The 20,073-nt window shown below is 67.1% G+C and carries 24 protein-coding genes and 1 pseudogene; 9 read left to right on the top strand and 16 right to left on the bottom strand.

The features are described 5' to 3' along the window. The first annotated feature begins 17 nt into the window (after positions 1-17). Positions 18-1,112 (top strand): BMP family ABC transporter substrate-binding protein, encoded by a 1,095-nt coding sequence (locus OE647_RS15645; protein WP_263722694.1) that lies wholly within the window; start codon positions 18-20, stop codon positions 1,110-1,112. A 245-nt stretch (positions 1,113-1,357) separates the two neighbouring features. On the opposite strand, the gene OE647_RS15640 is transcribed toward OE647_RS15645, so the two are convergent. The 10 genes from OE647_RS15640 to folK all read right to left on the bottom strand — a co-directional run bounded on the left by OE647_RS15640 (position 1,358) and on the right by folK (position 9,327). Next, the gene (locus OE647_RS15640; protein WP_263722693.1) at positions 1,358-1,699 is read right to left on the bottom strand and encodes a DUF1491 family protein; all 342 of its coding nucleotides are present in this window, start codon (positions 1,697-1,699) and stop codon (positions 1,358-1,360) included. Continuing rightward, a complete protein-coding gene (gene era / locus OE647_RS15635) occupies positions 1,689-2,600 on the bottom strand; it encodes a GTPase Era (RefSeq protein ID WP_263722692.1) in 912 nt (303 codons plus the stop codon). Before era ends, OE647_RS15640 begins: the two co-directional genes overlap by 11 nt. A gap of 115 nt (positions 2,601-2,715) precedes the next feature. Continuing rightward, complete coding sequence (gene rnc, locus OE647_RS15630) at positions 2,716-3,405, bottom strand: ribonuclease III (RefSeq protein WP_263722691.1); 690 nt, start codon at positions 3,403-3,405, stop codon at positions 2,716-2,718. Beyond that, on the bottom strand, positions 3,402-4,184 hold the full coding sequence (gene lepB, locus OE647_RS15625) for a signal peptidase I (protein ID WP_263722690.1): 783 nt from the start codon (positions 4,182-4,184) through the stop codon (positions 3,402-3,404). Before lepB ends, rnc begins: the two co-directional genes overlap by 4 nt. 52 nt (positions 4,185-4,236) lie before the next feature. Then, a complete protein-coding gene (acpS, locus tag OE647_RS15620; protein WP_263722689.1) occupies positions 4,237-4,668 on the bottom strand; it encodes a holo-ACP synthase in 432 nt (143 codons plus the stop codon). Continuing rightward, positions 4,665-5,405: a pyridoxine 5'-phosphate synthase gene (locus OE647_RS15615; RefSeq protein ID WP_263722688.1), complete on the bottom strand. Its 741-nt coding sequence runs from the start codon at positions 5,403-5,405 to the stop codon at positions 4,665-4,667. The genes acpS and OE647_RS15615 overlap by 4 nt, the downstream gene beginning before the upstream one ends. Positions 5,406-5,496: 91 nt before the next feature. Continuing rightward, entirely contained in the window at positions 5,497-6,153 is a 657-nt protein-coding gene (locus OE647_RS15610; protein ID WP_263722687.1) for a DUF2062 domain-containing protein, read from the bottom strand. Between the two features lie 25 nt (positions 6,154-6,178). After that, positions 6,179-8,299, bottom strand: a complete 2,121-nt coding sequence (locus OE647_RS15605) for a RelA/SpoT family protein (RefSeq protein ID WP_263722686.1) — start codon at positions 8,297-8,299, stop codon at positions 6,179-6,181. A 28-nt stretch (positions 8,300-8,327) separates the two neighbouring features. Next, positions 8,328-8,681, bottom strand: a complete 354-nt coding sequence (gene rpoZ / locus OE647_RS15600) for a DNA-directed RNA polymerase subunit omega (protein ID WP_263722685.1) — start codon at positions 8,679-8,681, stop codon at positions 8,328-8,330. A 79-nt stretch (positions 8,682-8,760) separates the two neighbouring features. Continuing rightward, positions 8,761-9,327, bottom strand: coding sequence for a 2-amino-4-hydroxy-6-hydroxymethyldihydropteridine diphosphokinase (gene folK / locus OE647_RS15595; RefSeq protein ID WP_263722684.1), 567 nt, complete (start codon positions 9,325-9,327; stop codon positions 8,761-8,763). A 126-nt stretch (positions 9,328-9,453) separates the two neighbouring features. Here folK and OE647_RS15590 point away from each other — a divergent pair, with 126 nt between their 5' ends. The 5 genes from OE647_RS15590 (at position 9,454) to OE647_RS15570 (ending at position 12,730) form a co-directional block, all read left to right on the top strand. After that, the gene (locus tag OE647_RS15590; protein WP_263722683.1) at positions 9,454-10,029 is read left to right on the top strand and encodes a LabA-like NYN domain-containing protein; all 576 of its coding nucleotides are present in this window, start codon (positions 9,454-9,456) and stop codon (positions 10,027-10,029) included. An 84-nt stretch (positions 10,030-10,113) separates the two neighbouring features. Beyond that, on the top strand, positions 10,114-11,061 hold the full coding sequence (gene ispH / locus OE647_RS15585) for a 4-hydroxy-3-methylbut-2-enyl diphosphate reductase (protein ID WP_263722682.1): 948 nt from the start codon (positions 10,114-10,116) through the stop codon (positions 11,059-11,061). Further along, complete coding sequence (locus OE647_RS15580) at positions 11,058-11,651, top strand: class I SAM-dependent DNA methyltransferase (protein ID WP_263722681.1); 594 nt, start codon at positions 11,058-11,060, stop codon at positions 11,649-11,651. The genes ispH and OE647_RS15580 overlap by 4 nt, the downstream gene beginning before the upstream one ends. Then, a complete protein-coding gene (rnhA, locus tag OE647_RS15575) occupies positions 11,644-12,123 on the top strand; it encodes a ribonuclease HI (RefSeq protein WP_263722680.1) in 480 nt (159 codons plus the stop codon). Before OE647_RS15580 ends, rnhA begins: the two co-directional genes overlap by 8 nt. Then, a complete protein-coding gene (locus OE647_RS15570) occupies positions 12,110-12,730 on the top strand; it encodes a trimeric intracellular cation channel family protein (RefSeq protein ID WP_263722679.1) in 621 nt (206 codons plus the stop codon). Before rnhA ends, OE647_RS15570 begins: the two co-directional genes overlap by 14 nt. On the opposite strand, the gene OE647_RS15565 is transcribed toward OE647_RS15570, so the two are convergent. Genes OE647_RS15565 through OE647_RS15550 form a run of 4 tightly spaced genes read right to left on the bottom strand, consistent with a single transcriptional unit; the run spans position 12,727 to position 16,362 of the window. Then, positions 12,727-14,238 carry a malonate--CoA ligase gene (locus OE647_RS15565; protein WP_263722678.1) on the bottom strand — a complete coding sequence of 504 codons (1,512 nt, stop codon included), beginning with the start codon at positions 14,236-14,238 and terminating at the stop codon, positions 12,727-12,729. The genes OE647_RS15570 and OE647_RS15565 overlap by 4 nt on opposite strands. Before the next feature lie 54 nt (positions 14,239-14,292). Beyond that, the gene (locus OE647_RS15560) at positions 14,293-15,078 is read right to left on the bottom strand and encodes a metal ABC transporter permease (protein WP_263722677.1); all 786 of its coding nucleotides are present in this window, start codon (positions 15,076-15,078) and stop codon (positions 14,293-14,295) included. Beyond that, positions 15,071-15,868, bottom strand: coding sequence for a metal ABC transporter ATP-binding protein (locus OE647_RS15555; protein ID WP_263722676.1), 798 nt, complete (start codon positions 15,866-15,868; stop codon positions 15,071-15,073). Before OE647_RS15555 ends, OE647_RS15560 begins: the two co-directional genes overlap by 8 nt. Then, positions 15,859-16,362 carry a transcriptional repressor gene (locus tag OE647_RS15550; protein WP_263722675.1) on the bottom strand — a complete coding sequence of 168 codons (504 nt, stop codon included), beginning with the start codon at positions 16,360-16,362 and terminating at the stop codon, positions 15,859-15,861. Before OE647_RS15550 ends, OE647_RS15555 begins: the two co-directional genes overlap by 10 nt. Before the next feature lie 66 nt (positions 16,363-16,428). Between OE647_RS15550 and OE647_RS15545 the strand changes: the two genes are divergently transcribed. Beyond that, positions 16,429-17,325 carry a zinc ABC transporter substrate-binding protein gene (locus OE647_RS15545; RefSeq protein ID WP_263722674.1) on the top strand — a complete coding sequence of 299 codons (897 nt, stop codon included), beginning with the start codon at positions 16,429-16,431 and terminating at the stop codon, positions 17,323-17,325. Positions 17,326-17,353: 28 nt separating this feature from the next. Here the strand turns inward: OE647_RS15545 and OE647_RS15540 are convergent, their stop codons facing one another. Together OE647_RS15540 and bhcR are read right to left on the bottom strand one after the other, a co-directional pair. Continuing rightward, a complete protein-coding gene (locus OE647_RS15540; RefSeq protein WP_263722673.1) occupies positions 17,354-17,674 on the bottom strand; it encodes an antibiotic biosynthesis monooxygenase family protein in 321 nt (106 codons plus the stop codon). A 70-nt stretch (positions 17,675-17,744) separates the two neighbouring features. Beyond that, positions 17,745-18,557 (bottom strand): HTH-type transcriptional regulator BhcR, encoded by an 813-nt coding sequence (gene bhcR, locus OE647_RS15535; protein WP_263722672.1) that lies wholly within the window; start codon positions 18,555-18,557, stop codon positions 17,745-17,747. Positions 18,558-18,733: 176 nt separating this feature from the next. Here bhcR and bhcA point away from each other — a divergent pair, with 176 nt between their 5' ends. Beyond that, a complete protein-coding gene (gene bhcA, locus OE647_RS15530; protein WP_263722671.1) occupies positions 18,734-19,924 on the top strand; it encodes an L-aspartate--glyoxylate aminotransferase BhcA in 1,191 nt (396 codons plus the stop codon). A 16-nt stretch (positions 19,925-19,940) separates the two neighbouring features. After that, positions 19,941-20,073, top strand: a pseudogene (locus OE647_RS15525) (threonine/serine dehydratase); the annotation flags it as partial.

The following is a 20,073-nucleotide window of genomic DNA, read 5'->3' as shown; positions in this document are numbered from 1 at the left end:
ACCAACAGGAGATGAGAATGATCAGAAGAACCCTCATGACCACGGCCGCCGCCGGCTTCGCGCTTGCCCTGGGCGGCACCGCCATGGCCGGAGAGCCGATGGACCACGTCAAGGCATGCTTCGTCTATGTCGGCCCGATCGGCGACGGCGGCTGGACCTTCCAGCACCACCAGGGCGCGCTGGCCGTGCAGGAAACCTATGGCGACAAGGTCGAGATCCAGTGGCAGGAGAGCGTACCCGAAGGCGCGGACGCCGAACGCGTCCTGACCCAGATGGCGCTCGGTGGCTGCAACATCATCTTCACGACCTCCTTCGGCTACATGGACGCGACCAATGCCGTCGCGGCGAAGTTCTCCAACGTGATGTTCGAACATGCGACCGGCTTCAAACGCGACAGCGCCAATGTCTCGACCTACAACGCCCGCTTCTACGAGGGGCGTGCGATCGAGGGCCTGATCGCTGGCCGCATGACCAAGTCGAACAAGATCGGCTACATCGCATCCTTCCCGATCCCGGAAGTGGTGATGGGCATCAACTCCTACTTCCACCACGCCAAGCAGGTGAACCCGGATGTCGAACTGACCGTGATCTGGGCCTATACTTGGTTCGACCCGGCGAAAGAGGCCGACGCCGCCAAGGCCATGATCGAACAGGGCGTGGATGTCGTCGCCTCCCACACCGATTCGACCGCACCGCTCGCGGAAGCGGCGAAGTCGAACGGCGCGGTGATCGGCTTCGGGCAGGCCTCCGACATGGCCGAGTACAAGCCCTCGCCGCGGGTGGCCTCGATCATCGACAACTGGGCACCCTACTACGTGAAGCGCGTTGGGGCCCTGCTGGACGGCAGCTATGAACAGGTCGACGCCTGGGAAGGCATCTCCGGCGGCGAAGTCCTGATCGGAGAAATCACCGAGGCCGTCCCCGCCGAGGTGAAGGCCGAGGCCGAGGCGCTACGCGACGCCATTGCGGCGGGCAGCTATCACCCGTTCACCGGCCCGATCAACAAGCAGGACGGCTCTCCCTGGCTGGCCGAAGGCCAGACCGCGCCCGACGGCGACCTGCTGGGCATGGGCTTCTACATCGAAGGCGTCACCGGCGACATTCCGCAATAAGCGCACCGCGCTTTAAGGGCCCCGCCGTCCGCGGGGCCCTTCCCGTTCTCAGTTGCGTGCCCGCGCCATGGCGCGCGCACAAGCCTTCTGGCACTTCGTGCGGCCTGCCTCCGGCGGAAGTATTTGGGCCAGAATGAACGGACATTTCTTCATTGCCCAAATACCCATGACCCCGAGTGACGCCTGCCGTGCAGGCGGCGCGAGAGATCGCTTGCGCGGTCCCTTGGGACCGCGCACCGCTTCGATCATCCCGCCAGCCCCTCCTCGTCGAGGAGTGTGCGCCCCTCGCGGCTTTCGACCTCGATCACCCAGAGGTCGGGGTCCATCTGGCGCTGGCGGCGGGCCGCTGCATCGACCTCCGCCTCGGCCCCCTCGGCCAGCGTGACCCAGGCACGGGCACCCGTCATCAGATCGAAACTGCGCTGATAGAGCCGCGCCGCGCCGTCGAGCGTGGCAAGCTTGACCAGCACCGCCCCGGCCGTGGGGTCGCCCCGACAGGTCACATAGGCCGGGATCGCGGCGCTTTGCAGGCGCGCAAGATAGGCCCGCACCCAGAAATCCGCCGTCAGGCGCGGCTCAGTCGCCATCCCGGAATTCGAGCCCCATCTCGGAATAGCGTTCGCTTTCCTCAAGCCAGTTCGGCCGCACCTTCACGTTCAGGAACAGGTGCACCGGCCGGCCAAGAAACTCCGTCAGCTCTTCGCGCGCCGCCTTGCCGACGGCCTTGATGGTCTCGCCCCGGTTGCCGAGCACGATGCCCTTGTGGCCGTCACGCGCGACATAGACGATCTGGTCGATCCGGGCCGATCCGTCCTTGCGCTCTTCCCAGCGTTCGGTCTCAACCGTCAGCTGATAGGGCAATTCCTCGTGCAGGCGCAGCGTCAGCTTTTCACGCGTGACCTCCGCTGCGATCATGCGCATGGGCAAGTCTGCGATCTGATCCTCCGGATAGAACCAGGGGCCTTCGGGCAGTTCGGCGGCAAGCCATTCCTTCAGGTCCTGGACCCCATAGCCCTTTTCGGCCGAGATCATGAAGGTCCGCTCGAACGCATAGGCCTCGTTCATGGTCTGCGAAAGCCCCAGGAGTTCCTCGGCCTTCACGCGATCGATCTTGTTGATCGCGAGCGCCACCCGCGTCGCCGCGGGAAGCTTGTCGCGCAGCGCCTCGATGATGCCCTTGACGCCCTCGGTCAGGCCGCGGTGCGCCTCGACCAGCAGGACGACGATGTCGGCATCCGCGGCCCCGCCCCAGGCGGCGGCGACCATCGCCCGGTCCAGCCTGCGGCGCGGGCGGAAGAGACCCGGCGTATCCACGAAGACGATCTGCGCCGCGCCCTCCATCGCGATGCCGCGAATGCGGGCGCGCGTGGTTTGCACCTTGTGCGTGACGATCGAGACCTTGGCCCCGACCATCTGGTTCAGAAGCGTCGACTTGCCGGCGTTGGGCTCTCCGATCAGGGCGACGAAGCCCGCGCGCGTCTCAGCCATGGATGGGTCCTCATTGCAGAACGCATGTGCAATAGACGAAGCGCGTCCAAAACACCAGTTGACTTGTCGAAGGGTGCGGTGCCCGCGCCAGACTGGCGCAGCAGCCCTGTCGCACCTAGGCCGCGCCGGTTTCCATCCGTTCCAGCAGCGCCTTGGCGGCGGCCTGTTCGGCCTGGCGCTTGGCGCCGGCCCTGGCCTGCGCCGCCTCGCCCGTGGCGATGCGCGCCTCGACCGTGAAGACCGGCTGGTGGGGCGGGCCTTCGCGGGCGATCTCGACATAGGCGGGGGGCGGCATGCCGCGGGCCTGCGCCCATTCCTGAAGCGCGGTCTTGGCGTCGCGTGCGTCCTCGGCGACCTCGCCGATGCGCCCGCCCCAGAGCCGGAGCACCATCGCCTTGGCCGCCTCGAAGCCCGCGTCGAGATAGACGGCGGCGATCACCGCCTCCATCGCATCGCCAAGCAGCGCCTGCTTGCGGCGCCCACCCGTCATCATCTCCGACCGGCCAAGCTTGAGCACATCGCCCAGGGAAACGCTGGCCGCGACCTCGGCGCAGGTTTCCTTGCGCACCAGGGCGTTGAAACGGGGGGCAAGCTGGCCCTCGCTCGCGCCCTTGTCGGCGGCCAGCAGCGCCTCGGCCATCACGAGGCCCAGCACCCGGTCGCCCAGGAATTCGAGCCGCTGGTTGTCGGGCCGCGTGGGCGTCGCGATCGATCCATGCGTCAGCGCGCGCAACAGCAGCTCGGGACGGCGGAAGTCGTGCCCGATCCTGGCCGCGAAGGCCTGAAGATCGGCCGCCAGCTTCACTCGATCGCCTTGAAGAAACGATCCCCGCGCCAGGTCCAGAACGCGAAGAGCGAACGCCCCGCGGAGGAGAACATGATCCGTTCCGCCCGCCCGATCAGGTATTCGGCCGGCACCAGACCGACGCCGCCGGACTGCACGGCGATGCGGCTGTCCTGGCTGTTGTCGCGGTTGTCGCCCATGAAGAAGTAGTGACCCGCCGGGACCGAGAAGATCGGCGTGTTGTCTGCCCCCCAGTTGTCGGTGATGTTGAGCACGTCGTGGCTGACGCCGTTCGGCAGCGTCTCGGTGAAACGCTGCTTTTCGCAGATGCCGCCCTTGCCGACCGGATCATTGGAGCAGCGCGGCACCAGCCCTTCGGAGCCCTGCGGTTCCTTGATCTCCTCGAACGTGGTCGCAGGAACCTGGGGCGCGACAGTACCGTTGATGTAAAGCACGCCGTCCAGCACCTGGATCGTGTCGCCGGGAAGGCCGATCAGACGCTTGATGAAGTCGCGCCCGTTGGCCGGGTGGCGGAAGACCACGACATCACCACGCTCGGGCTCCGAGCCCAGGATACGGCCAGAGATCGGGCAGATGGCGAAGGGGCAGGAATAGCGCGAATAGCCATAGGCCATCTTGTTGACGAAGAGGAAGTCGCCGATCAGCAGCGTGTCCTTCATCGACCCCGAGGGGATCCAGAACGGCTGGAAGAAGAGCGTGCGGAACACCCCGGCGATCAGAAGGGCGTAGACGATCGTCTTGAAGGTTTCGACGATACCGTCGCTGGCTTTGCTCGACATGATCCGTCCTGTCATCATTGCGCCCGCTTCATGGGCCTGCATGCCGCAAGTGTCAAGTTTCCTTGGGCAAAGACCCGTTGGCGTCGGCAACGGGGCGGGCCTCGATCACCACGAAGGCCTGCGCCCAGGGGTGATCGTCGGTCAGTGTGACATGCACGATCGCCTCGTGCCCCGGGGGCGTCATCTGCGCCAGCCGGTCGGCGGCCCAGCCCGTGAGGTGCATGACCGGCTGACCGGAGGGCAGGTTCGCCACCGCCATGTCCTTCCAGGATATCCCCATGCTGAGCCCGGTGCCCAGCGCCTTGGAACAGGCCTCCTTCGCCGCCCAGCGCTTGGCGTAGGTGCCGGCGACGTCCTTGCGGCGTTCGGCCTTGGCCTGCTCGACCTCGGTGAAGACCCGTTGGCGGAACCGGTCCCCGAAGCGGTCGAGCGTCGCGGCGATACGCTCGATATTCGCAAGGTCGGTTCCGATGCCGAGGATCATGCCCGCGCCGCATCCATCCGCTGGCGCATCTCGTCGATCGCGGGACCGAGGCCGGTGAAGATCGCCTCCGCGATCAGGAAATGCCCGATGTTGAGTTCCCGGACCCCCGGCAGGACAGCGATCAGGGCCACGGTCTCATAGGTCAGGCCATGGCCCGCATGGACCTCCAGTCCCAGCGAATGGGCCAGCCGCGCGCCTTCGACGAGCGCCGCGAGTTCCGCGTCGCGTTCGGCGATGCGCCCTTCGTAGTGAAGGTCGCAGTAATGCCCGGTGTGCAGTTCAACGACCGCCGCGCCGATCCGGGCAGAGGCCTCGATCTGGCGCGCATCGTGGCCGATGAACATCGAGACGCGGCAGCCGCCTTCGCGCAGGGGGGCGATGTAGTCGGTCAGCCGCGCGATGTCGCCCGCCACGTCGAGACCGCCTTCGGTCGTGCGCTCCTCGCGCTTCTCGGGGACGATGCAGACGGCGTGGGGGCGGTGGCGCAGCGCGATCGCCTGCATCTCGGCGGTCGCCGCCATCTCGAAGTTCAGCGGCGTCGAGAGCGCGGCCATCAACCGCTCGATATCGGCATCGACGATGTGACGGCGGTCCTCGCGAAGATGCGCGGTGATCCCGTCGGCGCCGGCCTTCTCGGCAAGCAGGGCCGCGCGCACCGGATCGGGATAGGCCGAGCCGCGCGCGTTGCGGACGGTCGCGACATGGTCGATGTTCACGCCAAGCCTGAGTCTGGTCACCTGGAAAGCTCCGTTCTTCTGCTGTTGGGTGAAACTTAGACCGGGCGGGCGGGCGCTGTGAACGGCGGAATCGTCACCGGCACAATTCCCCTCAGCCTTTTTCGCGCCGTTCCTCGGCGCGGGCATGAAGCTTGGCCTTGAGTTTCTCAAGCCGCTCCTTCAGCCGCTTGCGCCGCCGTTTCTGGTAAGCCGCGATCACCGGCTCCGAGAGCCAGTAGCTGACCACCGCCGCGATAAGGCCGGGGGCGATCCCCCCCACGAGGTAAGGGAGGAAGACACGCTTGAAGAAGCCGATGAGATTGCCCCAATGCGTGACCTCATCGGTGAAAAGCGCAAAGAGATTGTGCTTGAGGTCGTGGCCCGCGCCCACGAATTCGCTGACAAGCGTGGAATGGCCGGCAAGGTCGAAATGCGTCCCCAGGATGAAGTGCCCGATCTGAAGCGAACTGAAGGCGATGATCGGGAAGCTCACGGGATTGCCGAAGAAGGTCCCCAAGAGCGCCGCCAGCACGTTGCCGCGCACGATGCGGGCCGCGATGAAGGCGGAGATGAAATGCAGGCCGAAGAGCGGCGTGAAACTGACGAAGACCCCGGCGGCCACGCCGCGCGCGATGCTCTTGGGGTTATCGGGCAGGCGGCGGATGCGGTGCTTGACGTAATGGAAAGCGCGGGTCCATCCACCGCGCGGCCAGAACGCCTCTGCGATGATCTGGAGGTAGGTCCGCGGGTTACGCCGCTTGAAGACCAAGGGTCCGCTTCCTTCCTGCCCCTCCTCAGGGCTTGCGGTTGAGGTCCCGGTAGCGCTCCACCTGGGCGACATCCGGTTCCGCTTCGAGCGCGGTCAGCAGGGCATGCAAATGCTCCGCGTCCCGCAAATCGACCTCGACGATCAGCCGGTAGAAATCCGGTTTGCGGTCAACGAAAGTCAGATCGGAGATATTGGCCTTCTGCACGCCGATCAAGGTGCAGATTCGTCCCAGCACACCCGCATCGTTCGAGATCGTGAGGTTCAGGCTGATCGTGTAGACGGCGGGGTGGCGGCCGGAATGCCAATGCAGGTCGATCCAGCGCCCGGGCTGTTCCTCGAACTCGGCCAGGGCGGGGCAATCGATGGCGTGAACGACCACGCCCTGACCGCGATAGGTGATGCCGACGATGCGTTCGCCCGGCACCGGCTGGCAGCAGTTGGCGCGGCGGAAGTTCTGATCCGCGGTCAGCCCCACGACGGCGCGGCGCGAATCGACCTCTTCGGCCGCCTGCTGCGCCAGTTCGGGATAGATCGCGGCCAGCACCTCGCTCGCCGTCAGCTCCGCGGAACCGACCCGCGCCAGGACTTCCTTTTCGTCGGCCAGCGCCAAGTTCTTCGCCGCGATCTTCAGCGCCTTTTCCGTCACCTTGCGCCCGACATGCTCGAAGGCCACGCGCGCCAGTTCCTGGCCGAGCTTGACGAAGCGTTCGCGGTCCTCTTCGCGCAGGCTGCGCCGGATCGCGGACTTCGCCCGGCCGGTCACGACGATGTCGATCCAGGTCGCCTGCGGGCGCTGGCCGGTGGCGGTGATCACCTCCACCGACTGACCGTTCTTGAGCCGTGTCCAGAGCGGTACGCGAATCCCGTCGACCTTGGCGCCGACGCAGGAGTTGCCGATTCGCGTATGGATCGCATAGGCGAAGTCGATCGGCGTCGCCCCCTTGGGCAACTGCACCACATCGCCCTTGGGCGTGAAGCAGAAGACCTGGTCCGAATACATCTCGAGCTTCACGTTCTCGAGGAACTCGTCATGGTCGTCGCCGCTTTCGAACCGCTCCGTCAGCGTGGCGATCCACCTCGCCGGATCGACGGCGAAGGGGTTCTGCGCCCGTTCGCCATCGCGGTATGACCAATGCGCGGCAACCCCGGCCTCGGCGACCTCATGCATCTGGCGGGTGCGGATCTGCACCTCGACGCGCTTGCCGTCGCGGCCCGACACGGTCGTGTGGATCGAGCGGTAGCCGTTCGATTTCGGCTGGCTGATGTAGTCCTTGAACCGCCCCGGCACGGCGCGCCAGCGGCGATGGATCGCGCCCAGGATGCGGTAGCAGTCCTGCTCCGTCTGGCAGATGACGCGAAAGCCGTAGATGTCCGACAGGCGCGAGAAGGCAAGCCGCTTTTCCTGCATCTTGCGCCAGATCGAGTAGGGCTTCTTCGCCCGCCCGAAGACGTCGGCCTCGACCGATTCCGCCTCCAGTTCCAGGCGGATGTCGGCGGTGATCTTCTGGATCACGTCGCCGGTTTCCTTCTGAAGCGTGATGAAGCGGCGGATGATCGAGGATCGCGCCTCCGGGTTCAGGACGCGGAAGGACAGGTCCTCAAGCTCCTCGCGCATCCACTGCATGCCCATGCGGCCGGCAAGCGGGGCGAAGATGTCCATCGTCTCGCGCGCCTTGCGGGCCTGCTTGTCATACGGCAACGACTTGATCGTGCGCATGTTGTGCAGCCGGTCGGCGAGCTTCACGAGGATCACCCGCAGGTCCTTCGACATCGCCATGAAGAGCTTGCGGAAGTTTTCCGACTGCTTGGAGGCGGTGGAGGACAGTTGCAGGTTGGTCAGCTTGGTGACGCCATCGACCAGTTCCGCGATCTCTGCTCCGAACTGGCGCGTCACCTCGGAATAGGTGGACTTCGTGTCTTCGATCGTATCGTGCAGGAGCGCGGTCACGATCGAGGCATCGTCCAGCCGCTGCTCGGTCAGGATCGCGGCGACGGCGACGGGATGGGTGAAGTAGTCCTCCCCCGAGTGCCGCTTCTGCCCGTCATGCATCTGGCGCCCATAGGCATAGGCGCGCCGGATCAGGTCAGCGTTGGTTCGGGGGTTGTAGTTGCGGACCAGCGCGATCAGGTCTTCGACTTCGATCATGGTGATCCGCTCGCCTCAGGGCTCGTCCTTAACCCTGACCCTGGGCTTCCATGAGCTGGCGCAGCAGGCGTTCCTCGTCCATGTCGTCTTGCGCAGGACGATCGACCTCGCCACCCATGAGAAGCGCCATGGCGTCGTCCTCGGGCTCGTCCACCTCGATCTGGGTCTGGTTGCTTTCGATCATGCGTTCGCGCAGATCGGCCGCGGTCTGGGTTTCGTCCGCGATTTCGCGCAGGGCAACGACGGCGTTCTTGTCGTTGTCGCGGTCGATCGTCAGCGGCGAGCCCGACGCGATTTCGCGCGCACGATGCGACGCGAGCATCACGAGCTCGAACCGGTTCGGAACCTTGTCAACGCAATCTTCGACCGTCACGCGGGCCATCGGCAACTCCAATCCGAATGGGAAGGTGGAAGTCGCTATGTATGCCCTATGTCCGGGCTTGACAAGCGCGGAATCCCGGTCAGAGCGGCCGGATCGCCGCTTTGTCCTCCTCCGGCAGGGCCTGGACCATCGCCGCGACCGTATTCCCGGTCCGGGGATGGGTCCAGAGCGGTGCCACATCCATCAGCGGGACCAGGACGAATCCCCGGTCCTGAAGCCGGGGATGGGGCAGGATCAGCCGGTCGGGCGCAAGCGCCTGCTGCGCCTCGGGCGCGAGCGCGCGCCAGTGGTCCTGCGTCTGCGCGTCCGGCAGCACGGTATCGCCCACCGCCAGAAGGTCGAGGTCAAGCGTGCGCGCGCCCCAGCGCTGCAACCGTTCGCGCCCGTGCCGCGCCTCGATCTCGTGCAGCAGGTCCAGCAACGCCCCGGGCGCGAGGTCCGAGGAAACCACCGCCGCCGCATTGACGAAATCGGGGCCGGAGCCCGGCGGGTAGGCCGGTGTCGCGAAAAACCGGCTGACCGCCACCAGCACGCAGCCCGCCGCCGCCATGTCGCGAAGCGCCGCGCGCAGCAGTTCGGCGGGGTCTCCGGCCTCCGTGGGCAGGTTGCCACCCAGCGCAATCAGAGCAAACTTATACTTTTGCATATGTGCAGATACCATTGTTGCCGTTGCCAAATCTGCGCTCTCGCCTATTTTTGAGCCAAGTCGTCCGGTCTTACCAGTCGTGTGTTCGACTTCGTTGACGCATTGTATTCTCGAAGGGAGCTATTGATGTTCTACAAGGATGAACGGCTCGCACTTTTCATCGATGGCTCCAACCTCTACGCGGCGGCCAAGGCGCTCGGGTTCGACATCGACTACAAGCTGTTGCGTCAGGAATTCGAGCGTCGCGGCAAGTTGCTGCGCGCTTTCTACTACACCGCACTTCTGGAAAACGACGAATATTCCCCCATCCGGCCACTGGTCGACTGGCTGCACTACAACGGCTTCTGCATGGTGACGAAGCCCGCCAAGGAATACACCGACAGCCAGGGGCGCCGGAAGGTCAAGGGCAACATGGACATCGAGCTGACCGTGGACGCGATGGAGCTTGCGCCCCGGGTCGATCACATTGTCCTGTTCTCGGGCGACGGGGATTTCCGGCCGCTGGTCGAAAGCCTGCAGCGGCAGGGCGTGCGGGTTTCGGTGGTCTCGACCATCCGTTCTCAGCCGCCGATGATCGCCGACGAGCTGCGCCGCCAGGCCGACAACTTCATTGAGCTTGACGCGCTGCGCGAAGTGATCGGGCGCCCGCCGCGCGAACCCCGCTTCGAGCGCGAGGAAGAGACCGTCGGCGGCGGCCGCTAGATCCGGCGCGACGCGGCGCGGGGCGGGCACGGTTGTGTCGTCCCCCGCGCTGGCATAATGTCCCGGCGCACTGCCGAGGATGCGATGACCCAGGAACTAACGCTATATCTCGCCGCCCCGCGCGGCTTCTGCGCGGGCGTGGACCGCGCGATCCGCATCGTGGAACTCGCGCTCGAAAAATGGGGGGCGCCGGTCTATGTGCGCCACGAGATCGTCCACAACCGCTATGTCGTCGACGGGCTGCGCGCCAAGGGCGCCGTCTTCGTCGAGGAACTGGCCGACTGTCCCGACGATCGGCCGGTGATCTTTTCCGCCCATGGCGTGCCGAAATCCGTCCCCGCCGAGGCCGCGCGGCGCGAGATGGTCTATGTGGATGCCACCTGCCCCCTCGTCTCCAAGGTGCATATCGAGGCCGAGCGCCATCACGAGAACGGGCTGCAAATGGTGATGATCGGCCATGCCGGCCACCCGGAGACGCTGGGCACCATGGGCCAGCTGCCGGAGGGCGAGGTCATCCTGGTCGAGACGGTGGAGGATGTCGCGCGCATCGCCCCCCGCAATCCCGAACGGCTGGCCTTCATCACCCAGACGACCCTGTCGGTCGATGACACCGCCGGCATCGTCGCGGCGCTGAAGGCCCGTTTCCCGGCGATCATCGGCCCGCACAAGGAAGACATCTGTTACGCCACCACCAACCGCCAGGAGGCGGTCAAGGCGATCGCCCCCCGCATTGGCGCGCTGCTGGTGATCGGGGCGCCAAACTCGTCGAACTCCCGCCGGTTGGTCGAAGTGGGCCGGGCCGCCGGATGCGCGCACGCGCAGCTGGTCGAGCGCGCGGCCGATATCGACTGGCGGGCGCTGGAAGGTGTGCGCGCGATCGGGCTGACGGCCGGGGCCTCTGCCCCCGAGGTGCTGGTCAACGAGGTGATCGACGCCTTCCGCGCCCGCTACGCCGTTACCGTCGAGATGGTCGAGACCGCGCGCGAGCGGGTCGAATTCAAGGTGCCCCGCGTACTGCGAGAGCCTGCATGAGCGCCGACCCGCGCACCATCGCCGTCTATGACGCGAAGGCGGGCGATTACGCCGACCGCTTCGCCGCGGACCTGCCGGACCGGCATCTGGCGGCCTTCATCGCCGCCCTGCCCGAAGGCGCCCGCGTGCTCGATCTCGGCTGCGGGCCGGGAACCGCCTCGGCCTTCCTGCGCGCGGCGGGGCACCGGCCGGACCCGGTCGACGCGTCCGCCGCGATGGTGGCGCTTGCCAACGCCCGCCATGACATCGGCGCGCGGATCGGCACCTTCGACGACATCGCCGCCGTTGCCGAATACGACGGCGTCTGGGCGAACTTCGCGCTGCTTCACGCACCCCGCGCGGACCTGCCCCGCCACCTTGCGGCCCTTCACCGGGCGCTCAAGCCCGGCGGGCTGCTTCATCTCGGGATGAAGACCGGCGCGGGCGAGGCGCGCGACCCGCTCGACCGTTACTACAGCTACTACAGCGTGGCAGAGCTTCGCGCCCTTCTGACCGGGGCGGGCTTCACCGTCGCTTCCTGTTTCGTAGGCCAAGAGCGTGGCCTTGCCGGCACCGATGACCCCTTCGCGATCCTGACCGCCCGTGCCTGAGCTGTTCGCCTATACCGACGGGGCATGCTCCGGCAATCCCGGCCCGGGCGGCTGGGGCGTCCTCATGATCGCGCGCGAGGGCGAGGCGGTCGTCAAGACGCGCGAGCTCAACGGCGGCGAGCCGGAGACCACCAACAACCGGATGGAGCTTCTGGCGGCGATCTCGGCGCTGGAGGCGCTGAGCCGCCCTTCGCGGATCACCGTCGTCACCGACAGCGCCTATGTGAAGAACGGCGTGACCGCCTGGATCTACGGCTGGAAGCGCAACGGCTGGCGCACTGCGGACAAGAAACCGGTCAAGAACGTGGATTTCTGGCAGCGGCTCGAAGCGGCACAGGCGCGTCACGAGGTGAACTGGGAATGGATCAAGGGCCATGCCGGGCACCCCGAGAATGAGCGCGCCGACGAGCTGGCGAGGGCTGGGATGAAACCCTTCAAGCCAAAGAAGGCGCGACCCGATGACCCTGCTTGAGCTGCTCGACTACGCCTCGGTCTTCGTCTTCGCGCTGACCGGGGCGCTGGTCGCGAGCCGCGCGCAGCTTGACATCGTGGGCTTTGCCTTCGTCGCGGCGCTGACCGCGACGGGCGGGGGCACGGTGCGCGACGTGATCCTCGACCGCAACCCGGTGTTCTGGGTGGCCGAGCCCGGGTTCATCGCCGTGGCGGTGGCCGCGTCGGCGGTCGTCTTCTTCTCCGCCCATCTGCTTGAGAGCCGGCTCAGGGTCCTGACCTGGCTCGATGCGCTGGCGCTGGCCGTGGCGGTTCCGGCGGGAACCGGCGTCGCGATGACGCTCGGTCACGGCGCGGCGGTCGTGTTGCTGATGGGGGTGGCGACCGGTTGCCTGGGTGGGCTCATGCGCGATGTGGTCTGCAACGAGGTGCCCCTGGTCCTGAAACAGGGGGAGCTTTACGTGACGGCGGCGTTTGCCGGCGCCGCGGCCGCGCTTGTGGCGGCGCAGGTGATGCCGCAGGGGGCCGCGCTTCTGGTCTGTGCCGCGGTGACGCTGGTGCTGCGCGCGGGCAGCCTGCTGTTCGGCTGGCAGCTTCCGGTCTACCGGTCGCGCCCGCCGCGCCGCTAGGCGCGGAACAGGTCTGCGTAGCTGTTGCGCAGCAGGTTCTTCTGCACCTTGCCCATGGTATTGCGCGGCAGTTCCGCGACCACGGCGATGTGCTTCGGCCGTTTGAAGGCGGCGAGCTCCGCGGCGATCCCTTGCCGGAGCCGCTCGGGGTCAAGCGCCGCACCCTTTTCGGCCACGACCACGGCCACCACGCCCTCGCCGAAATCGGGATGGTGCACCCCGATCACGGCGCTTTCGAGGACACCCGGCTGGTCGTCCAGCGCCATTTCCACCTCTTTCGGGTAGACGTTGAACCCGCCCGAGATGATCAGGTCCTTGGCGCGCCCGACGATGGTCACGTAGCCCTCGGCGTCGATCCGGCCAAGGTCGCCGGTGATGAAGAACCCGTCCTCCCTCAACTCCTCGCGGGTCTTTTCAGGCATCTGCCAGTAGCCCTTGAAGACATTGGGGCCGCGCACCTCGATCACGCCGATCTCGCCTTGGGCGACCTCCGCGCCTTCGGTGTCCCGGATCTTCAGCTCCACCCCCGGCAGGGGGAAGCCCACGGTGCCCGCGCGCCGCGCGCCCTCGTAGGGGTTGGAGGTGTTCATGTTGGTCTCTGTCATGCCATAGCGTTCAAGGATGCGGTGGCCGGTCCACTCCTCCCAGGCGACGTGGGTCTCAGCCAATAGCGGCGCCGAGCCGGAGATGAAGAGCCGCATTCCGGCGACCAGGTCACGGGTCAGGCGCGGATCGTCCAGCAGCCGGGTGTAGAATGTCGGCACCCCCATCATCGCGGTGGCGCGTGGCAGCAACCCAATGACTGCCTCGGCGTCGAACTTCGGCAGGAAGATCATCGGGCAGCCCGCCAGAAGCGCCACGTTGGTGGCCACGAAAAGCCCGTGCGTGTGGAAAATCGGCAGCGCATGAAGCAGCACGTCCTCGGCGGTGAACCGCCAGTAATCCACCAGCACCCGCGCGTTCGACAGAAGGTTGTCATGCGTCATCATGGCCCCCTTCGACCGCCCGGTGGTCCCGGAGGTGTAAAGGAAGGCCGCGAGCGTATCGGGCCCGCAGGCCTCGGTCGGATAGTCATCGTTCTGCCCCGCCGCCGCATCGGCGAAGCTGCCGGTGCCGTCCGCGTTCAGGGTTTGCAGCGTCGCGCCGCAATCGCGGGCGACGGGGCCAAGCGCCTCGGCCCGCGCGCCATCGGCCAGAAGCAGCTTCGCACCCGAGTTCGCGACGAAATACGCCACCTCGGCCGCCGTGTAGGCGGTGTTGAGCGGCAGAAAGACGATCCCGGCACGGATCGCGCCGGCGATCACCGCCAGCATGGCCGGGCTTTTTTCAAGCTGCATCGCCACGCGATCGCCGGGGGCAAGTCCCGCCGCGCGCAGGGCATGGGCATAGCGGGCCGCCTCGGCCAGGAAGGCGCGATACGCCAGGCTTTGCCCGTCGGGAAGGATGAGGAAGGTCGCCTCGCTGTCCGCATGGCGTCCGAAAAGCGCGTCGTAAAGGTGGTTCGTCATCTCCGCCCCCTGTCCCGGTCTTGGAACGGACATAGCCGCGGCCCGGAGGGAAATCTACCCGGCGCGGCGGGGGAGGAGGCTGAGCGCGAAGATCGCCGCGGCCGTCGCCACGATGGAGGGGCCGGCCGGCGTGTCGAGCCGCAGCGAAAGCGCGAGCCCGCCGAGGACCGAAAGCGCCCCGAAAAGCACGGCAAAGCCCGCCATCGCCTCGGGTGAGCGCGACGGCCCCCGCGCGGCGGCGGCCGGAATGATCAGCATCGCCGCGATCAGCAGCGCACCTACGATCTTGACCGCGACCGCGACAACCAAGGCCAGCGCCAGCGTCAGGACCAGCCTTTCGCGGCGCGGATCGATGCCGGACGCCTGGGCCAGCGCCTCGTCCACCGTCGCGGTCAAAAGCGCCTGCCAGCGCCAGGCGATCAGCGCCAGCACCAGAGCCGCCCCGGCCCAGATCCAGACCAGGTCGCCCCCGGTCACGGCCAGGATGTCTCCGAAGAGGTAGGCCGAAAGGTCCGCCCGGACACCCGGCAGGAACGACACCGCGATCAGCCCCAGCGCCAGCGCCGAATGGGCAAGCACCCCCAGCGCCGAATCCGCCGCTTGCCCGCGCCCGGCCAGCGCCGAGACCGCGAGCCCCATGGCCAGCGCGACCGCCAGCGTCCCGGCATAGACCGGCAAGTCCGTCGCCAGCGCCAGCGCCACGCCCAGGATCGCCGCATGGGCCGTCGCATCGCCGAAGAAGGCCATCCGCCGCCAGACCACGAAAGCCCCCAAGGGGCCCGTCGCGAGCGTCAGGCCAAGCCCCGCAAGTGCTGCCCGGATCAGGAAATCCTCAGGCATCGGTGCCCTCGTGATGGTGGTGATGGGCGTGCCCTGAATGGCCGTGGCCATGACCGGGGGCGTGCCCGGTAGCCTGATCGTGATCGTGGCCGTGGTCGTGGACGTGCTGGTAAAGCGCGAGCGCACCGCCCGTGCCCAGCCCGAAAAGCGCGCGGTACTCTGGCGCCTCGGAGACCACGCGGGGCGCGCCTTCGCAGCAGACATGGCCGTTCAGGCAGATCACCCGGTCGGTCGCGCTCATCACCACATGCAGGTCATGGCTGACCATCAGGACGGCCACGCCGGTTTCGGCGCGCACCTCCTCGATCAGGCGGTAGAAGGCGGCGACGCCGGGCTGGTCCAGCCCCTGCGTCGGTTCGTCGAGGATCAGGATCTCCGGCCGGGCCAGAAGCGCGCGCGCCAGAAGGACCCGCTGGAACTGCCCGCCCGAAAGCGCCGACATCGGGCGCGGGCCGATCCCCGCCACGCCGGTGCGTGCAAGCTCGGCCTCGGCCGCCGCGTCGGCGACCCGGCGCGGGAGCGACAGGAACCGCCGCACAGTCATCGGAATCCGCGCGTCCATGTGCAGGCGTTGCGGAACATAGCCGATGCTGAGCCCCGCCGCCCGTGTGATTTGCCCCTCGACCGAATGCTCAAGCCCGATCAGGGCCTTCAGAAGCGTCGACTTGCCCGACCCGTTGGGGCCGACAACGGTGACGATTTCCCCCTTGGCGATCGTGAAATCGACCCCCGCAAGGACGACCTGCCCGCCATGCCTGACGGTCAGCCCCCGCGCGGTGATCAGCTGCATCGCGCGGCCTCCGCACAGGCGGAGCACAGGCCCACCGCTTCCGCGTTCATCCGTTCGATGGTGAAACCCGCGGCCCGCGCAGCCGTTTCCATCGCCGCGCGCACGGCCTCTGCCGGGGCCTCGGCCACGCCGCCGCAGGCGGTGCAGATGAAGAACGCGGGCGCGTGGGCCTCGCCCGGATGCATGCAGGCCGCAAAGGCGTTGAGGCGCCGGATACGGTGCGCGAGCCCCTGCTCCACCAGGAACTCCAGCGCGCGGTAAGCGACGGGGGGCTTGTTGCCGAAGCCTTCGGCGGCAAGACGGTCCAGCACCTCGTAGGCGCCCATCGCGCGATGCGCCTCCAGCAGGATTTCGAGCACACGCCGCCGGACGGGGGTCAGGCGTGCGCCCCGTTCATCGGCCAGCGCCTCGGCCCGGGCCAGCACGTCACCGGCACAATGGCCGTGGTCGTGCTCGGCAAAGGCCAGCGCGGCCCCCTCTTTCGCATCGGTCATGATTCGCCCCTTGACTGTTATGGTATAACATAAGATATGCCCTCAGACCGAGCAAGCGGAGTTCCCATGCGCGCCCTTCCTTTCCTTGTCGCCCTGCTGGCCCAGCCCGCGCTTGCCGATGTGCCCCGCGTTGTCGCCGATACGCCGTTGGTCCAGTCGCTCGCCGCGGCGGTCATGGGGGACCTCGGCGCGCCCGGATTGCTCTTGGACCCGGGCGCGGATGCCCATGACTTCCAGCTTCGCCCCTCGCAACGGGCGGCGCTGGGTGATGCGGAGATCGTGTTCTGGGTCGGGCCGGAATTCACGCCCTGGCTGGAGCGGGCGCTGCAGGCCGCGACGCCCGACCAGACCGTGGCCCTGCTGGCGGTCGCGGGCACCCGGCTACGCGAATGGGACGGGACGGAGGGCGACAGCCACGCCGATAGCCATGACCACGGCGCAATCGACCCGCATGCCTGGCTCGACCCCGACAATGCCGTGGTCTGGCTCGACGCCATTGCGGAGGCGCTGACCCGGCAGGACGGTGCAAATTCCGGCGCCTACCTTGCCAATGCCGCGGCGGCCAAGGTGGCGATCCAAGGCCTTGCCGCAGAGATCGCGGCAGAGCTGGACGGCGCGCCGCGCGCCCCCATCGTGGTCGCCCATGACGCTTTGGGGTATTTCGCCGACCGTTTCGGGCTGATCATCGCGGCGAGCGTGGCGACCGGGGACGCCGCCGCGCCCGGCGCTGGCCATCTGTCGGAGGTCCGCGCGCGCCTGCAAGCCGGAGAGGCGGCCTGCGTCTTCCCCGAGGCCGGGACCGACCCAAAGACCATCGAGACGCTGGCCCAAGGCACCCCGGCCCGTATCGGCGGCGCGCTCGACCCCGAAGGGCGCGCGATGGAGCCGGGCCCGGAGCTTTACGTCCAAGTGCTGCGCCATACGGCCGAAACCATCCGCGACTGTCTAAACGCAGCGCCCTGACGGGGGCGCGCCAAACGACGGGGGCGCGTCAGTCGTAGCTGGCCATCACCTCGTACATCACCGGCTCGAACCGGGAACAGAGCGCAGAAAGGCGGCGGTTGCGTTCCCGCATCTCGGGCGTGCGCAGCATGGCCTGGAAATCTTCCCGCCGCTGCCATTTCGAATAGTTGGCGATGCGCGTCTGAGCGTCGTTCATGTGCAATCCGGCGCCGAGGAACCCCGGCTGGCGCGAGATGAACTGGTCGTAGGCGTCACGAAGCTCATCCATCAGGTCTTGCGCCGTGCCCGGGGTCATCTCGAAGGTCGTGATGACGGTCTGGCCGGAAAATTCCTTGGAAATCGTGGGCATGGCTTCCTCCTTGGCGCGCGTCCTGAGACGACTATCGCGCCCCGGGGCGGCGGTGTAAACGGCTTTCCGCCTAGGCTGGAAGACGTCCGCCGGTCGCCTGCGTCACCTCATCTGCCGCCGCCTTGACGCGAGCGCCCAGCTGCGGGGCATCCTCCAGCGACATGCGGAAGGCGGGGCCGGAGACGGAGAGGCCCGCCACGGGTTCGCCATGCGCGTTGAAGATCGGGGCGGCAACACAGCGCATGCCCTCTGCCCGTTCCTGGTCGTCGATGGCGAAGCCGCGCGCGCGGGTCGCCGCGAGGTCCGCCATCAGCGCGGGCTCGGTCGCCAGCGACCGAGCGGTCAGCGCCTGCAACCCCTGCGCGGCGATCCGGCGCACCCGCGCCTCCGGATACCAGGCCAGAAGCGCCTTGCCGATCCCGGAAATATGCATGTCCGACAGCGTGCCGGGCGGGAAGAAGGCGCGGATCGCCTCATGCGTTTCGACCTGGCTGAGAAACAACACCCTGTCGCGGTGTTCCACGCCGAGGTTCGAGGTCTCCCCCGTCGCGCGCATCAGCTGGTCCATCGGCTGGCGCGCACGTTCGACAACCTTGGTCCGGCGCAGGAATTCGGAGCCCACGCGGAAGGCGCCGCCGCCGACGTGCCAAAGCTGCCCCGGCTCCTCGACCTCGACGAAGCCGTGGGACTGGAAGGTGGTCAGGACGCGGTAGACCGTGGGGGCGGATTGCCCGCTGCGCGCCGCAAGCTCCGACAGGGTAAGGCCGCCGGCCTCGCTGACCACCTTGAGGATCATGAGCGCCCGATCCAGCGACTGGATCGTGTTCTGATCCGTTCGGTCATGAAAGCTCCGGGGACGCCCCCGCAGTCTTGGCTCGGCCATGTGAAACCTCCGAATATTTTCTATTCTGAAAATCAATTCCGCTCAATGAAAATAAAATATTTATTATTATTCAGCTCCTTGTCATATTTTTTCGCCATTTGAAATTTGATTTCGAAAAAATTGCACCGAAGGCACCCCCAAGCTACCGTCATGTCATTCCGAATTTGGGGGAAGTCATGTCCTATCAGAACCCGGTCTTCATACCTGGCCCGACCAATATCCCGGAGGTCATCCGCAAGGCTTGCGACATGCCGACGATCGACCATCGCTCGCCCGCCTTCGCGCGGATCTTCAAGCCGGCGGTGGCGGGCGTGAAGACCGTCCTGGGAACGCGGGAGGGCGAGGTCATCCTGTTTCCCTCGACCGGCACCGGTGGCTGGGAAGCGGCGATCACCAACACGCTGTCGCCGGGCGACACGGTCCTGGTCGGGCGGTTCGGGATGTTCAGCCACCGCTGGATCGACCTCTGCCAGCGCCACGGCCTGAACGTCCAGATCATCGAGACCCCCTGGGGGGAGGGCGCGCCTCTCGCGGCCATCGAGGCCGCTCTGGCCGCCGATGCCTCGCATCGCATCCGCGCGGTTCTGTCCACGCACAATGAAACCGCGACGGGCGTCAGAAGCGACATCGCTGGCATCCGCCGCGCGATGGAGCGGACGCGCCACCCCGCGATGCTGTTCGTCGATGGCGTCTCCTCGATCGGGTCGATGCCGTTCGAAATGGACCGCTGGGGCGTCGATATCGCCGTCGCGGGCAGCCAGAAGGGCTTCATGCTGCCGGCGGGCCTGGCGATCCTGGGCCTGTCGCCCCGGGCGCTTGCGGCGATGGAGACCGCCACCCTGCCCCGCACCTTCTTCGACTTCCGCGACATGCAGAAAAGCTACGCGGGCGGCGGCTATCCCTATACGCCGGCGGCCGGGCTGATCAACGGGCTCGCCACCGCGGTCGAGATGCTTCAGGACGAGGGGCTGGAGAATGTCTATGCCCGCCACCACCGCATCGCCGAGGGCGTGCGCCGCGCGGTTGCCGCCTGGGGCATGCGGCCCTGCGCGGCCTCGCCCGAGCTTTACTCCGACACGGTCACGGCCGTCGTCGTTCCCGAGGGGTTCAACGGCACCGACATCGTCACCCTCGCGGCGCAGAAATACGGCATGGCCTTCGGCGTCGGCCTGGGCGAGGTCGCGGGCAAGGTCTTCCGCATCGGCCATCTGGGCAGCCTGACGGATGCGATGATGCTGTCGGGATTGGCCACGGCAGAGATGTGCATGGCTGACCTCGGCTATCCGATCACGCTCGGGTCCGGTGTCGCGGCGGCGCAGGACTACTACCGGAAAACCGCCGGTATCGCCGCGAAGGCGGCGGCGTAGGGTGAGGGGCGATGTGATGTATATCCCGAGCTATGAGGACATGCTTTTGGCGCATGATCGGATTGTGCCGCACATTCGTCGGACGCCGGTTCGGACGTCGGATTATCTGAACGAGCTGGCGGGCTGTCAGCTGTTCTTCAAGTGCGAGA

This window comes from Albidovulum sediminicola, assembly GCF_025751575.1.
Lineage (GTDB): Bacteria > Pseudomonadota > Alphaproteobacteria > Rhodobacterales > Rhodobacteraceae > Albidovulum > Albidovulum sediminicola.
Note: the sequence above shows the minus strand (reverse complement) of the source record. Positions and strands in the feature narration are given on the sequence as shown.